We start from the raw sequence: 14507 nt of genomic DNA on the forward strand, positions 1-14507 counted from the left end.
CAGGGGCGCTCCCCCGACGGGCGAGCCGACGGCCGAAGGAGGCGTCGGGAAGCGGCACCGTCCGCGTCGCGCCCGGCGGAGCCGGGGCCTTCGGCGGCGCGGTCGGGGTCCGTCTCCGGCACCCGCACGGCGAGTTGGGGCAGGACGCGTCCGGGGATCGACCCCGACGGCGCCGTTCCCGTGCGCACGGCCCCCATGGCCCGGTAGAAGCCCTCGGCGTTCGGGTCGGCGTCCACCGACAACCGGGTGAAGCCGGCCGCCCGCGCCCGGTGGAGCGCGTCCTCGAACAGCAGGCGGCCGACGCCCTGCCCGATGGCGGGGGGATCGACGAACATCAACCCGATGGACCCGTGCGGGGGCCGGCCCTCGACGGTGACGAACCCCAGGATCTCCCCGTCCCGTTCGGCCACGGCGGTCCGCCGACGCGTGACCTCGTCGGGACGGAGCGTCAGTTCCTCCCGGCACGCGGCGACGAAGGCCCCGTCGTACCCCCAGTGCGCCTTCGACCGGATCGCCAACTCGCTCAACCGAACCGCCTCTTCGGGCAGCGCAGCCCTGACCGACGGCCTGTCGGCCCGTGCGGTTCCCGTCGCCATCGCGTGCCTCCCCGCTCCGTGCGCCCGACGCGTCGGGGCACGATCCTCGCACGCCGTCGGTCCCCGCTCCACCGGGTCCGGCGGAGCGGAAACCGACGGGGGAGACCGACGGAGGAGGGGGGACCGGCGGTCGGCAGGAGGGGGAGCCGCCGACCGCCGGCGGGTGCGACCGGGCACCTGTTCACGACTCCACCTGTCGGTGTCCCGGGCGCACTCGTCGCCTACCCGGCCGACGGCGAGTCAAGCCACCCTTTCCGGCCCGGATCTCTTCCGGTCCCCGAACGGAAGCGGATCCGGAGCGCGGGCCTCACGCCCGGCTGAGCAGCCTGCGCCGGACGGCGTCCGCCACGGCCCGCCCGTGGGCGGCGGTGAGCACGGCCTTGTCGGCCGAGTCGCGGTGGAGACGGACGAGCATCGGCCGGGCCCCGTTCACCAACAGCCTGCGCGCCCCGGCCTTCTCCGGGACGTGCCCGCCGGGGAAACGGACCGGCACCTCGTACCGGTCGCCGTCGGCCGATTCGACCCTCACCGCGATCCGCCAGGCGCCGGGACAGAACACGGCGGGAAACAGCACGGTGGGATCGACGACGAGGCGCCGCACCATCGGCGAACCGGTCACGACGGTGGGGTCCGCGGGCACCGCCACCTCGTGGCCGTCCTTCTGCCGCAGCACGATCCGGTGCCGGAGGTCCTCCGGGGACTCCCGCAGGTACAGGCCGCTGCGGATGTCGACGCTGAACCGCCGGCCGTCGGAGAGCCAGGCGACCCCCTCGGCCTCGGCCCAGTCCAGGTCGTCGTGGCGGGCCAGCGCCACCAGGTCCGCGGTCCTGCCGTCCCGCAGCATCCGGGCGCGCTGACGGAAGACGGGCGGCAGGCCGTCGACGACCTCCCGCGGCACGAAATCCCTCAGCAGTCTCCCGGCCTCCCGCGCGTACCGCTCGCGCAGGTCCTCGGAGCAGCGGGCGTACCGGGCGCCGAACTTGTTGAGGATCTCCAACCGGGCCCACCGCTGCAACAGTCGGTTGCGCCGCCTTCCGGGCTCGGTGTGGCGGACGACGGTCTCCAGGGCGACGCGCACGGCCGCGTAGAAGGGTTCGGGCTCCGGCAACTCCTTGGTGAGGTGGCCGAAACCCTCCCTCTCGACGAGGTGGTAGCAGTCGTAGTCGGCGACGACGGAGATCGACCGGGCCAGGAAGTAGGCGGGGACGACGAACGGTTGCTCCTCGGCCAGCCGGACGCCCTCGGCGAAGCGCAGGCCGTGTTCCATGACGAGCGACCTGCGGAACAGCTTGTGCGCGGTCAGGCTCCACACCACATGGGTGGTGTGGATGTCGCCGCGCTCGACGTTGCGGGCGAAGGCGACCTTCGGGGCGCTCCTGCCCACTCCCCGTATCCGCCCCAGCACCACGTCGGAACCGTTGCGGTCGGCGGCCGCCAGCATCCGCTCGAACGCCTCCGGACCCAGGCGGTCGTCCGGGTCGGCGAAGAAGAGGAACTCACCGCCGGCGACCTCGATCGCCCGGTTCCTGGGGCCGCCGGGGGCACCGGAGTTGGGCTGGTGGAAGACGCGGACGTTGGGGTGTCGGGCGGCCCAGGCGTCCAACAGCTCCCCGCTCGCGTCGGTGGAACCGTCGTCGACCGCCAGCACCTCGATCCGTTCGAAACCGATGGTCTGCGCCGTCAGCGACTCCAGGCACTCGTCGAGGTGGTCCGCGGCGTTGTACACCGGTATCACCACGCTGACCCGAAACTCCGTCATGTGTGTCCCTCGGGAGGTCTTGCTCGTCCCCGTCCGTGGCCGCGTCTCTCCCTGGGAACGCGGCGACATGGGGTGGTCGGCAAGGAAGATCACGTAGCCGGTCGAATGGTTGCCCCGGATTTCGAGCCGGCGCGAATCGGCCGCCTTCCCCGCCCTCCCCACCCTTCCCCCGTCGTCCACCGCCTCGTCGCCGGACCGGTCGGGGTCCCCTCGTCCCCTCGTCCCCGCGGGCCGTCAGCGCCCGCCGCGCGCCGCCCCGCCCGGGGAGGGGCTCCAGTGCGCGGGGCGGACGAGCCGCGGGGAGAGCCGGGTCCGGTCGTCCCCGCGGGCCGCGTTGACCTGGGGCTGGGTGAGGAAGAGGCTTCCGGACAGATCGGCGCCGCGCAGATCGGCGTCCCGCAGGTCCGCGCCGATCAGGTCGGCCGCTCGCAGGTCGGCGTCCCGCAGGTCGGCCGCGATGAGACAGGCCCCCCGCAGATCGGTCCCCCGCAGGTCGGCGCCCCTGAGCCGGGCCCCCATCAGATCGGCCCGGCGGCGACCGCGGCGCCGCCCCGGAACGGTGGCCCGCACCAGTTCGCCGGTGCGGCGCAGCAGTTCGTCGACCCCGCGGCGGACGGCCGCCACGTCCACGGCGGCGAGTTCCTCGGCGCTGCCGCGGGTGAGGCGGTCGACCTCCGCCAGCGAGCGGCGCAGCTCGCGGTGGAGCGGGCGGGCCGCAGGCAGTTCGAGCGCCTCGGAGAGGTACCACATCAGCTCGTGCAGCCGGTGGACGACGGGGAAGACCGCGAACATGCTCCGCGCGGTGTCCGGGTCCTCACGCCAGTGCCGCCCGCCGAAGGTCACCCGGGAGACCTTCTGGCCCGCGCCGAAGCACTCGAAGACGGTGCAGCCGGGGAAGCCCTCCGCGCGCAGTCGGGCGTGGATGCCGCAGCGGAAGTCCTCCCGCAGGTTGGCGCACGGCCGCCCGGCCGCCTTGTCCACCGCGAAGTCGGCGGAGGCGGTGAAGGGCAGCGCGACGCAGCACAGCGCGAAGCACGCGCCGCAGTCGGGCCGCAGCTCGGCGGCGGGCGGCGTGGCGGTACGGCCGGTGGCGGCGGTGCGGGTGTGGCGATGACGGGACACCGTGGGCGTTCTCCTGTGGGCGGGACGGGCGCCGCCTGTCGGACGCCCGGTACGGCCCATTGTCCTCCCGCCTGTTCTCCTGCCCGCCCGTTGCCCGTCCGCCCGTCCGCCCGACCTGAGACGCCGGAGCGTGACCGACGCCACGGCGTTCGACACGGACCGGTTCGGGGCCTGTCCGGGACAGGGGGAGCGACGGGGACCACGGGCCGTGGAGCGGTCGTCCCGCCGGCGCCGTGGCCCATCCGAACGACGGATCCGGAACCGGGTGGGACGACCCCTCGGGGACGACGACCGAACGCCCTGGTGCGGGAGCTCACCCGCTACCAGCCGGACGCCCGGCTGTACGTGGTGCCGCTGGGCACCGCGCAGCGCGCCCTGGCCACCGGTTCCACGCCGGGCCGCCTCGCGCGCGTGGAGCGGCGGATCGACGTGGAGCGGACGGTGGAGGAACTACTGGAGCGTGCCCGGGTGAGGTATCCCGGCCGGAGGGAGAAGGCGGTCGGGAAGACGTCCCCCGGCGAGACGGCACGGGCCGCCGCCACGGGAGCGGGCGAGGCCGGGGACGAGAGCGGCGGAACGGAGGGCGGCCGCCCCCTGGCCGTGGCCTAGAGGAGGACGTCGGGCTCGTTCGCCGCCCGTGCCTCGCGCCGCTCCTCCTCGGTCGGGCTCATGGCGCCGAGGATCGGCAGCCGGTCGGTTCGCGTGCCGTCGAACAGGTCGCCGAGGCTCTCCGGGGCCACCTCCAGGAAGTCGTACAGGGTCACGGGGGAGGACAGGACGGTCCGGGCGAACGATCCGGCACCGCCGTCCCCGCCGGCACCCTCGGTGGCGACCTCGGCGTCGTCGTCCACCAGCACCGGCCAGGTGCCCTGGTTGCGACACCCCGAGGCCGCGGTCCGCAGCCGCTCCGGCGGGCCCAGGAGCGAGACGAAGCGCCCGGTGTCGCTGTGCAGCACCGTGTGGGTGGCGACGAAGGCGTACGCGCAGGCCCGCTCCCGGGCGTCGCGCGCCTCGGGGGCCGGGGGCGGGCACGGCGTGGTGTTCTCCACGCGCACGGCCAGCCGGTACACGCCGTCCGTCACGGGCGCGGCGCCGATCTCCACCGTGCCGCTCAGCGCGTTCCACCGGCGCAGCAGGGCACCGACGGTACGGCCCGCGCGGTCCACGATCGACTCGCGGACGGTGCCGGCGGGGATGTCGACGGCCGTGCGCACCGGTCCGTCGAGGGCGGCGTCCAGCGCGACGGGGACGCGCACCTCGCGCTCGGTCGCCTCCTGCCACGCCAGGTGGCGTTCGCCGTCCACCGTCAGTTCGGCCACGGGCTCGGGGCCGGCCGGGCCTTCCCGCACGACGCCGCGGTCGACGACGTGCAGGAACCGCACGCGCACCGTGACCTCGGTGCGGTCGGCGGGGCGGCCGGCGGCGTCGAGCAGCACCTCGGTCCGGATCCGGTCCGGTTCGCCGAGGGCGGAGGCGCAGGCGCGGGGGAAGACCCCGCCGAAGGTCCAGCGCTTGGTGTTCTTCGGCGCGGACCTGCGGTAGGGCCAGAGCAGATAGCCCTCGTAGAGGCAGGTGCGCACGATCTTCTCCACCTTCTCCGTGCGTCCCGCCCGTCTCACGTCGTCCATGGTGCTCCGGTGGTTCGGGAGGTCCTGGTGGCCTCGGGGGTGGGGGCGTCCGCCCGGTCGAGCGGACTGCCGACGGTGTCGTCCCAGGTGCCCAGGACCTGCCGGAGGCGGTCGACGTCGAGCCGGTCGTGGGTCCGTCGGGACAGCCGCAGCCGGGGGCTGCCGGCGACGTAGCGGTCGATCGGGTCGTGCCATCGGGTGGGGACCGCCGCGAAGCGCTCGGGCCCCGCGCCGGTGAACGGGGAGTGGAGGGACGGGAGGACGTGCCGGTCCTCCGTCAGGCAGCACGTCCCGCGCGTGGTGCGGCTCATCGTGAGGACGCTGTGGCCGCGGAGGATCGAGGAGGTGCTCCGGCGCTCGACGACCTCCCGATCGGGGAAGGCGGTCCTGGTGATCGGACCGAACGCGACCTCGGTGAGGGTGCGCTGCCGGACCGGGACGGTCTGGCTGGTCGTCACGGAGCGGCCCTCTCGAGCGTCGTCGGCTTCTCCGGTCCGGTCAGCGACCGGGCCGGCGCGGTTGGTGGCCCGAGGCCGGCTCGGTGCGGTTGTGGCGCCACTCGGGCTCCTTGCTCACGGTGCGGTTGGTGATGGAGCGCGGTGACCTCACGAGCGGCCCGTGGGCGTGTGGCTCGGCAGCGTCGCGGCGGTGACCGAGACCGTGTCGCCGTCGCAGCCCACACCCTCCGGGTTCCAGAGGACGGGGACCTCCTCGACGCCGCTGGGGGGCCGACGTGTCGGTGCTCGTGGCGGCCTCCTTCCTGGCTGCGGGGCACGCGGGGAGGAGCGGACCCCGGTGCGGTGCGGGTGTTCGGCCCGGGCCGAACACCCACTGCTCCACGAAGCGTGACATTCCCACCACATGCCCACACCTCAAACGTCCCCGGCCGGGGAGTGCCCCGGTCAGGTGTCGGGAGCGGGCGGGGCCGGGCCCCGGCGGGTCGGGAGGCCCGGTCGGGGCGGAGTGGCTACGGTCGTGGCATGCCTCTGGTCCGGATCGAGCGGCGGACCCGGATGTCCGCCGAGGAGGCGTGGCGCCGACTGACCGACTGGGAGCGCCACGCCCGCCACGTCCCGTTCACGCGGATCACGGTCCTCACCACGCCCCCCACCCGGGTGGGCACGCGCTTCACCGCGCGCACGGGTGTCGGCGGCGCCGGTTTCGACGACCCCATGGAGGTCGTCCGTTGGGAGCCGCCCTCGGCGGGGCGTCCCGGGCGCTGCCGGGTGGAGAAGCGGGGGAGGGTCGTCCTCGGCTGGGCCGAGACGGAGGTGTCGCCCGAGGCGGACGGGGCGCTGGTGGTGTGGAGCGAGGAGGTGCGGTTGCGGGGCGCGCCGCGTCCGCTGGACGCGCCCACGGCGTGGGTGGGGCGTCTGCTGTTCGGACGCGTGGTCTCGGGATTGCTGGACCGCTGACCGGAGGCGGACGGCGACCGAAAAAAATTTTGCAGGGTGCGCAATTTTGCATACTCTGCACAGCATGTCCGACCACCCCGCGCCCGGGCTGCGCGAACGCAAGAAGACGGCCACGCGCGCCGCGCTGGTCGAGGCGGCCGTGCGGCTGGCCGCCGAGCACGGGGCGGAGAACGTCACCGTGGAGGCCATCAGCCAGGCCGCCGGGGTCTCGCCGCGCACCTTCTTCAACTACTTCGACAGCCGTGACGACGCCTTCCTCCTGGCCGACCCCGAAGCGGGCCGGCGGGTGCAGCGGGCCGTGCTCGACGCGCCGGCCCACCTGTCGCCGCTGGAGGCCGTGCGCGACGCCCTGGAAGCCGAACTGGCCGACATGGAGAGGCACCACGAACTGTGGCGGCTCCGGGCCCGGGTGCTGCACCGTTCGCCACACCTGCTCGCGAACAGCCTGGGCACGCACATGGCGGACGAACGCATGCTGGCCTCGGCCGTCGCCCGACGGACGGGCGCGGGGGACGGGCTCGCCGCGGACACGGGGGACGAGCCCGGCGATCCGGGCCCGGACGCCCCCCTCGGGCTGTACCCGAGACTGCTCGCGGCCACGGCGGCCATCGCCGTGCGCGTCGCCATCCAGCACTGGAGCGTCTCGGGAGAGCCGGACGCGTTCCGCGACGTCTTCCGCCGCGTGTTCGCGCAGCTCGCCGCCGGACTCGACGCGCCCGCGCCCTGAACCGCCCCGGCCGTCCTCGGCCCCCCTTCCGGTGTCGCACCCCCGGCTCCGGCCCCACCGATCCGATGAGAAGGACCCTGTGACCGCGACAGAGACGCGGGAGGACATGGCACCCACGGCCATGACCGACCGCCAGATACTCCAGGCCATGTCCGGCCTGATGGCCGGGATGTTCGTCGCCGTCCTGGCGGGCACCGTGGTGGCCAACGCGCTGCCGCGCATCATCACGGACCTCGGCGCCGGCCAGTCCGTGTACACCTGGGTCGTCACCTCCGAACTGTTGGCGATGACCGCGACCGTGCCCCTGTGGGGCAAGCTGTCCGACCTGTACAACAAGAAGCTGCTGCTCCAGCTCTCGCTCGGCATGTTCGTGGTGGGCTCGCTGCTCGCGGGCTTCTCGCAGGGAGCCGGCCTGCTGATCTTCAGCCGCGTCGTGCAGGGCATCGGCGCCGGTGGTCTGACGGCCCTGGCCCAGGTCGTCATGGCCGCGATCGTCCCGCCCCGCAGGCTGGGTCGGTACGCGGGGATCTTCGGCGCGGTCTTCGCCGTGGGCACCGTGATCGGACCGCTCGTCGGCGGTGTCATGGTGGACACCTCCTGGCTCGGCTGGCGCTGGTGCTTCTTCATCGGCGTGCCCTTCGCCCTGCTGGCGATCCTGCTGCTCCAGCGCACCCTGTCCCTGCCGACGATCCGCCGTGACGCGAAGGTCGACTACCTCGGCGCGTTCCTGCTCGTCGCCGGTGTCTGCGCGCTGCTGATCTGGACCTCGCTGGCGGGCAACCGGTTCGACTGGGCCTCCTGGCAGACGGCGGCCCTGACCGGCGGCGGCGTCCTGCTGCTGGTCCTCGCGGTGTACGTCGAGGCCCGGGTGCCCGAGCCGGTCGTCCCGCTGGGCATCTTCCGCAACCGGACCGTCACCCTGACCACGATCGCCGGCCTGTTCGTGGGCGTGGCGATGTTCGGCGGCACCGTCTTCCTCTCCCAGTACTTCCAACTCGCCCTGGGCAAGTCGCCCACGGTCGCGGGCCTGATGAGCCTGCCGATGATCGGCGGTCTGCTCGTGTCGTCCACCGTGGCGGGGCAGATCATCAGCGCCACCGGGAGGTGGAAGGTCTACCTCGTCGCGGGGGCCGCCATCATGACGGCGGGACTCGGGCTGCTGTCCACCATCGACGTGGACACCGGGTTCGGCGAGCTGAGCCTCTACATGGCCACGCTCGGCGTCGGCGTCGGCATGCTGATGCAGAACCTCGTGCTGGCCGCGCAGAACGACGTGGCGGCCTCCGACCTGGGGGCGGTCACCTCCGTGCTCTCCTTCTTCCGCAGCATGGGCGGCACCATCGGCACCAGTGTGCTGGGCGCGGTGCTCGCGCACCGGGTCACGGACGAGATGGGCAGGGGGCTGGAAGCCCTGGGCGTCGATCCGGCGGACGGCGCCGCGTCCCAGGGCGGCGGTGACGTGCACGCCGGGGGCGCCGTGCCGGATGTCGCGCGACTGCCCGAGCCGGTCCGGGAGGTGGTGGAGCACGCCTACGCGGTGGCCACCGCCGACCTGTTCCTGCTCGCCGCGCCGTTCGCGCTGCTCGCGTTCGTGGCGGTGCTGTTCGTCAAGGAGAAGCCGCTGAAGACGACCAGCGGCATGCAGCGCCTGGCGGAGGAGAACGGGTCGTCACAGGCGGAGGCCCCGGCGGCCGCCCCGACCCACTGAGCACCCCGTGTCGCCCCGCCCGGACACCGGGCGGGGCGACACGGCGGCTCACGGGGGGAGCCGCCCGGCCGGGCCGGCGAAGGGGGACCCGCGGGGGCCGACCGTCTCGGTGGTCCGTGGCCTCCTCCCGCCCGCCGGCGCCCCGCGCCGGCCCGCTCACACCTTCCGCACGGTCACGCCGGCCGCGGCCAGCGCGTCGGTCTCGTCGTCGGGGGCGCCCTCCTCCGTCACCACGGCGTCCAGCGCCGAGGCCGGTGCGACGAGGGCGAGCGCGGTGCGGGAGAACTTGGTCGCGTCGGCGACGGCGACGACCCGGCGGGCCGAGGCGACCGCGGCGCGCTTGACCGCGGCGTCGGCCAGGTCGTACGCGGTCATGCCGTCGCCGGCGCTCAGCCCGCAACAGCCGAGGACGGCGGTGTCGAAGCGCAGCGCGGCCAGTGACGCCTCGGTCAGCGGGCCGGTCAGCGCCAGCTCCCCCGGACGCGGTTCCCCACCGGGCAGCAACAGCCTCGGTCCCGGGGTGTCGGCCAGCGCGTTGGCGGCGTGCAGGGACAGCGGTGTGACGGTCAGCCGCCGCCCCGCCAGGGCGCGGGCCACCTCCAGGCAGGTGGTGCCGCTGTCCAGGACGACCGACTCGCCGTCGGCGATCAGCTCGGCGACCTCGGCCGCGATGCGCCGCTTGGCGTCCTGCCGCTCGTCGGCCCGCAGCGCGAACGGGGGCTCCTCGCCGCGCAGCAGCAGGCTGCTGGCCCCGCCCCGGTAGCGCTCCAGGACGCCCTGGCCGGCGAGGACGTCCAGATCGCGACGGATGGTCATCTCCGAGGCGCCGGTGAGCTCGGCCAACTCCGCCACGCTCAGCCGTCCGGCCCCGCGCACGGCGTCGGTGATGCGCCTCAGTCGCTCTGTGCTCGCCACGGAGGTATTGAACACATCGCATGTGCGAAATTCAACCTATCGAACATGGAAAGCGTTTGTTAGGTTCTGGCGCATGGACAGAGCCCTGCGGCCCGCTCGACTGGTCACCTTCGTCTACTTCGCTCTCAACGGCTTCCTGATGGGCCTGTGGATCGTCCACATCCCGGCCGTGGAGGACCGGGCCGGGGTCGGGCACGCCGTGCTGGGGTGGCTGCTGCTCCTGCTCGGCGCCGGAGCCTTCGCGGGCATGCAGCTGACCGGACCGCTCGCCGACCGCTTCGGCGCCCGCAAGGTGGTGCCGGTGAGCGCGGCGCTGTGCAGCGCCGCGCTGGTCCTGCCCGGAGCGGCCGGAGACGTCTGGACGCTGGGTGCGGCCCTGCTGCTGTTCGGCTTCGGCAACGGCTGTCTGGACGTCGCCATGAACGCCCATGCCGTCCAGGTCGAACGCGGCTACCGGCGGCCCGTCATGTCCGCCTTCCACGCGGTGTTCTCGGTCGGCGGAGTGCTCGCCTCGCTCGTCGGGGCCCGTACGCTCAGCTGGGGCTGGAGCACGGTCGAGACCCTCGCCGGGGCGAGCGTGCTCGGGCTGCTCGTCGCCGTCCTCGCCGCCCCCGCGCTGCTGCCGCAGGAGTCCACCGGGGCGCCGCGGGAGTCCTCGGCGGGCGGCCGCGGCGCCCGCCGCGCGACGCCGGCGCGCATCTGGGCCCTGGCCGCCCTCGCGCTGATGCTGATGCTCTGCGAGGGCGTCGCCAACGACTGGAGCGCGCTGGCCATGCGGGACGTCCTGGGCGCGTCCGACGCCACCGCGGCTCTCGCCTACGGCGCCTTCGCCACCGCCATGACCGTCGGACGCCTGCTCGCCGATCCGGTGGCCGCGCGCTTCGGCCCGGTCGTCATCGTCCGCCACGGCGCCGTCCTGGCCGCCGCCGGTCTGACGGCGGTGGTGTTCTCCCCGGGGATCCCCCTGGCCCTGGTCGGTTGGACGCTCTTCGGCATCGGGCTGTCGGGGTGCGTCCCCCAGCTCTTCAGCGCCGCGGGCCACGCCGACCCGGAGGCCGCCGGTGCCAATGTCTCCCGGGTGGCCGGCCTCGGCTACCTCGGGATGCTCGCGGGGCCCGCCGTCATCGGGCCGCTCACCCGTCTCGTCCCGCTGAACCTCGCCTTCCTGCTGCCGGTGGCGTTGTGCGTGGTGGCCGCCTGCGCGGCCGGGACGCTGCGGACCGGATCCGGGGCGACCGGGGAGAGGCCCGCCGACGAGGGGATGCCCGTCCGCGAGCGGACCGTGTCCTGAGCCTGAAGGGGCCCGCCCGCCCTCAACGCGGGGCGGACGGAACCTCCCGGACCTCGGAGTCCGACGTGCCCAACTCCGCGTCCATGCGGAGCAGCCTGCGACGGTTCCGGGCGCCGTACCAGGCGACCCAGGCGAGGAAGGCCACCGAGAAGACGGCGAACCCGACTCCCTCCCCCGCGCCCGACGCCACCGCCGTCAGGGCGGTGATCGCGGCACAGAGGAGGAAGAGGACCAGCAGGGCCGCGCGGCGGTGTCGGGTGGCGCGCAGACGCCGCGCGACGAGGCCGCGCACGGCCTCGCGCTCCCGTGGGTCCCGGGGCACCTCACCTCTCCTCAACCTGCGGTCCAGCGAACGAACGTGTTTCCCCGCAGACGCCCACCGCGGCGCACCGTGGCCGCCACCCTGGCCGCGGTGGCGTCCCCGGCCGTCCCGGACTGCCTGACGCTCTGGCCCGAGCGCTTCGAGACGCTCTCGCCGAGCGAGGCGCGCGCCGCGGCCGTCCGGAAGGGAAGGAGATGGGAGCGGGCGGCGTCGACTGCCGTGCGCGCGGGCGTGCGGCCCTCACCGTGGACGGCGACTCCAGCCGGCTCCCCGCCTGCCGGACGCCGCCAAGGGGGACGGGTCCCGCCGTCCCCGGCCTCCCCGGGGCCGGGAGTGAGCTACGGCTGACGTCGGTGGGAACCGGGGTCGATGATCTCGTCCAGGGCCGCACGGACGGCCGAGAAGGCGGCGCGGTCCACGTCGGCCGCCCGGACACCGCCGTCGGTCCCGCTCCCGCCGTCGTCCCCGGCCCGTTCCCCGGCCGCGGCCTCGCGTTCCGCGGCCCAGTCGCGCGCGACCCTGATACGGCGGAGCAACTCGTCTGCGTCCACGACATCGGTCATGGGAGACCCCTACCCACGGACACCGCACGACAGGCGTCCCGTCCGTCCCGAGGTGGCGTCGGAGGACTCCGAGGGGCCGGGGCGGTCGGGGCGGTCCGTCGTGCGGCGGCGCGCGGCAGGCTGCCTCAGCGCGGTGTGAGGATCTCGACGGCGCGGGTGACGGTGTCGTAGCTGCGGGCACCGGTGAACCGGCCCCGCGGTCCCCCACCCGGCGGAACGGGCAGCAGCAGCTCGTCGGGCGCCTCCCACACCGGTCGACGGCTGCGACCCAGGGTGATGTGCGGGATCCAGCGCCCCGGCGCGTGCAGCGGGTTCGACGGGCCGGCCCCCGGGGAGCTCTCCAGCGCCCGCCATACCGATCGGTGCACGCGCAGCAGTTCGGGGGTGGGACGCACCGCCCAGGCCAGTACGCGCACGCGCCCGCCGAACCGCAGCAGCCCCTCCAGACGGAACGGCACCGGCAGCGCGGTCAGCGCGTCCTCCACCCGCTCCCGCGCGGCGGCCGGGAGCGTCTCCACCGTGGCCAGGGTGAGGTGGGGCCGGTTCGTCGGGTGGGGGTGCCCGGCCTGACTCGGCAGCCCGGCCGCGGCCAGGTGTCGCCACGCCTCCCGCACGGCCCGGTCGGCCGTGTCGTCGAGCAGCAACTCCACGGTGCGCACACCCGCCAGCGTACGGCCGTGCGGGGAGGGGTGGGCGATCACGGTCCGGGCGGCTCCCGCAGCACCGTCCGGGCCACCGGGCCGAGCAGGTCGCCCATGCGTCGCAGGACGTCCAGGAGCAGGTCGTCGACGCTCAGTACGCCCACGACGCGTCCGCGTCCGTCCAGTACGGGCAGCCGCCGCACGCCGGAGTCGTGGAACGCGCGGTAGGCGGTGGTGACGTCCTCGGCCGTTCCCACCGCCACCACGGGCGACGTCATCAGCTCCGACACCGGGGTGTCGGGGGAGGCGTCCCCGGCCAGGCACCGCACCACCAGATCGCGGTCGGTGACGATCCCGCGCAGTTCGCCGTCCGCCACGACCAGCAGGCAGCCGATCTCCCCCGAGCGCATGCGGAGCGCGGCCTGCCGGGCGGTGGTGTCCGGTGTCACCGCCTCCGGGGGAGAGACCATGTGCTCGCGTACCCTCATGCCGTCCGCCCTTCGTGTCGGACCACCTCCGGCGGCCGTCCGCGGTGTGTCGCCGAGGCCCGGGCCACCGGTCCCGTGGTCGGCCGTTCGATTCTCGCCTCCGCCGCGCGGGCCCGCATCCGTGGACGTCCGAACGCCGCCCCGGGCCGCCCCGGGCCGTGGTGCGCGCGGTCGGTGGGCACGCATGGAACCGGACCGTCGAAGCATCCGGAGGTCATGGAGTGCGTGATTTACGGGGAAGGGACCGACCGGGTCCGACAGGTCGACTGCGGCGAGCCCGCCGGGGCAGGCCGGACGGTGTCGAAGCATCTGCGGGAGCTGGACGAGGGGGAGTTCGCGTGGGTCCGCCTGGACTCGCCCACCGAGCGCGAACTGGCCGATCTCACCGAGGAGATGGGACTGCACCCGCTGGCGGTGGAGGACGCGGTGCAGGCCCACGAGAGCCCCAAGGGCGAACGGTACGGCGACGTGCTGGCGGTGGCGCTGCGGACGCTGTGGTACATCGAGAGCGCCTCGGAGGTGGAGACGGGGGAGGTGATGGTCTTCCTCGGACCGCGTTTCGCCCTCACCGTCCGGCACGGGTGGGCGGACCCCACCACCGAGGCCGCCCGCAGGCTCGCCGCCGACCCGGAGAGGTCGTCCTTCGGTCCCGCCGCGGTGCTGCACGCCGTCCTCGACGTGGTGGTGGACTCCTACACCGACGCGGCCGCCAAGGTGCGCACGGACCTGACCGATCTGGAACGGTGCGTCTTCTCCTCCTCGCGCGACGACGTCACCGAGCAGATCTACACCCTCAAGCGGGAGGTGTTGGAGTTCCGCGACGCGGTCCGCCCCCTGGTACCGGTGGTGCGCGAGTTCGTCACCGGCTCCCGCTCCCTGTGGCCGCACGACGCGCTGCCGTACTTCCGCGACGTGGTGGACCACCTGCACCGTGCCGACGCCGAGGTCCGGTCCCTGGACGAGCTGCTCAACTCCGTGCTGGACGCCCATCTGGCCCGGGTGGGCACCTGGCAGAACGACGACATGCGCCGCATCTCGGCGTGGGCCGCGATCTTCGCCGTGCCCACCGTGTTCACCGGTCTGTACGGGATGAACTTCCGGCACATGCCCGAACTCCACTGGTCCTTCGGCTATCCGCTGGCGGTCGGGGTGATGGTGACGGCCTCGGCCCTGCTCTACCGTTCCTTCCGCCGCAACGGGTGGCTGTGAGCGCCCGGAGCGGTGACCGGTGCGGAAAGCCGCCCCGAAGGAGGGGGGTTGACGGCTGTTCGGCGGCTTGTGTCCGGAAAAGGGTGATGCGGGGTTTCCGGGGGGAGTACGAGGCAACGCGGA

15 protein-coding genes and 1 pseudogene are annotated in these 14507 nt (G+C 74.3%); 6 read left to right on the plus strand and 10 right to left on the minus strand.

The window, feature by feature from the left end; genetic code table 11:
* Nucleotides 1-125 precede the first annotated feature (125 nt).
* From F0L17_RS24805 to F0L17_RS28150, 3 genes and pseudogenes are all read right to left on the minus strand, one after another.
* A pseudogene (locus F0L17_RS24805) lies at nt 126-596 on the minus strand (GNAT family N-acetyltransferase); the annotation flags it as partial.
* Between the two features lie 307 nt (nt 597-903).
* Nucleotides 904-2355: a glycosyltransferase family 2 protein gene (locus F0L17_RS24810; RefSeq protein ID WP_155072772.1), complete on the minus strand. Its 1452-nt coding sequence runs from the start codon at nt 2353-2355 to the stop codon at nt 904-906.
* A 234-nt stretch (nt 2356-2589) separates the two neighbouring features.
* Nucleotides 2590-3477 (minus strand): pentapeptide repeat-containing protein, encoded by an 888-nt coding sequence (locus F0L17_RS28150; RefSeq protein ID WP_420802451.1) that lies wholly within the window; start codon nt 3475-3477, stop codon nt 2590-2592.
* A gap of 303 nt (nt 3478-3780) precedes the next feature.
* Here F0L17_RS28150 and F0L17_RS24820 point away from each other — a divergent pair, with 303 nt between their 5' ends.
* Entirely contained in the window at nt 3781-4086 is a 306-nt protein-coding gene (locus F0L17_RS24820) for a hypothetical protein (RefSeq protein ID WP_155072774.1), read from the plus strand.
* On the opposite strand, the gene F0L17_RS24825 is transcribed toward F0L17_RS24820, so the two are convergent.
* Together F0L17_RS24825 and F0L17_RS24830 are read right to left on the minus strand one after the other, a co-directional pair.
* The gene (locus F0L17_RS24825) at nt 4083-5105 is read right to left on the minus strand and encodes a hypothetical protein (protein ID WP_155072775.1); all 1023 of its coding nucleotides are present in this window, start codon (nt 5103-5105) and stop codon (nt 4083-4085) included. The two genes, F0L17_RS24820 and F0L17_RS24825, sit on opposite strands and share 4 nt — an antisense overlap.
* Nucleotides 5093-5563: a hypothetical protein gene (locus F0L17_RS24830; RefSeq protein WP_155072776.1), complete on the minus strand. Its 471-nt coding sequence runs from the start codon at nt 5561-5563 to the stop codon at nt 5093-5095. The genes F0L17_RS24825 and F0L17_RS24830 overlap by 13 nt, the downstream gene beginning before the upstream one ends.
* Nucleotides 5564-6085: 522 nt before the next feature.
* On the opposite strand from F0L17_RS24830, the gene F0L17_RS24840 reads away from it, so the two are divergent.
* From F0L17_RS24840 to F0L17_RS24850, 3 genes are all read left to right on the plus strand, one after another.
* Nucleotides 6086-6520, plus strand: a complete 435-nt coding sequence (locus tag F0L17_RS24840; protein ID WP_155072778.1) for an SRPBCC family protein — start codon at nt 6086-6088, stop codon at nt 6518-6520.
* A 64-nt stretch (nt 6521-6584) separates the two neighbouring features.
* A complete protein-coding gene (locus F0L17_RS24845; protein WP_155072779.1) occupies nt 6585-7247 on the plus strand; it encodes a TetR/AcrR family transcriptional regulator in 663 nt (220 codons plus the stop codon).
* A gap of 121 nt (nt 7248-7368) precedes the next feature.
* On the plus strand, nt 7369-8955 hold the full coding sequence (locus tag F0L17_RS24850) for an MDR family MFS transporter (RefSeq protein WP_202917999.1): 1587 nt from the start codon (nt 7369-7371) through the stop codon (nt 8953-8955).
* Between the two features lie 156 nt (nt 8956-9111).
* Here F0L17_RS24850 and F0L17_RS24855 read toward each other — a convergent pair whose 3' ends face one another.
* Nucleotides 9112-9870 carry a DeoR family transcriptional regulator gene (locus F0L17_RS24855; protein WP_162466660.1) on the minus strand — a complete coding sequence of 253 codons (759 nt, stop codon included), beginning with the start codon at nt 9868-9870 and terminating at the stop codon, nt 9112-9114.
* 73 nt (nt 9871-9943) lie between these two features.
* On the opposite strand from F0L17_RS24855, the gene F0L17_RS24860 reads away from it, so the two are divergent.
* A complete protein-coding gene (locus tag F0L17_RS24860; RefSeq protein ID WP_155072780.1) occupies nt 9944-11161 on the plus strand; it encodes an MFS transporter in 1218 nt (405 codons plus the stop codon).
* A 22-nt stretch (nt 11162-11183) separates the two neighbouring features.
* Here F0L17_RS24860 and F0L17_RS24865 read toward each other — a convergent pair whose 3' ends face one another.
* The 4 genes from F0L17_RS24865 to F0L17_RS24880 form a co-directional block, all read right to left on the minus strand.
* The gene (locus tag F0L17_RS24865) at nt 11184-11483 is read right to left on the minus strand and encodes a hypothetical protein (RefSeq protein WP_155072781.1); all 300 of its coding nucleotides are present in this window, start codon (nt 11481-11483) and stop codon (nt 11184-11186) included.
* A 338-nt stretch (nt 11484-11821) separates the two neighbouring features.
* Nucleotides 11822-12046, minus strand: coding sequence for a hypothetical protein (locus F0L17_RS24870; protein ID WP_155072782.1), 225 nt, complete (start codon nt 12044-12046; stop codon nt 11822-11824).
* Between the two features lie 125 nt (nt 12047-12171).
* Nucleotides 12172-12747 carry a 2'-5' RNA ligase family protein gene (locus F0L17_RS24875; RefSeq protein WP_420802452.1) on the minus strand — a complete coding sequence of 192 codons (576 nt, stop codon included), beginning with the start codon at nt 12745-12747 and terminating at the stop codon, nt 12172-12174.
* Entirely contained in the window at nt 12744-13175 is a 432-nt protein-coding gene (locus F0L17_RS24880; RefSeq protein ID WP_155072783.1) for a CBS domain-containing protein, read from the minus strand. Before F0L17_RS24880 ends, F0L17_RS24875 begins: the two co-directional genes overlap by 4 nt.
* A gap of 216 nt (nt 13176-13391) precedes the next feature.
* Between F0L17_RS24880 and F0L17_RS24885 the strand changes: the two genes are divergently transcribed.
* A complete protein-coding gene (locus F0L17_RS24885) occupies nt 13392-14384 on the plus strand; it encodes a magnesium and cobalt transport protein CorA (protein WP_155072784.1) in 993 nt (330 codons plus the stop codon).
* Nucleotides 14385-14507 lie beyond the last annotated feature (123 nt).

This window comes from Streptomyces taklimakanensis, from assembly GCF_009709575.1.
GTDB classification, from domain to species: Bacteria; Actinomycetota; Actinomycetes; order Streptomycetales; family Streptomycetaceae; genus Streptomyces; species Streptomyces taklimakanensis.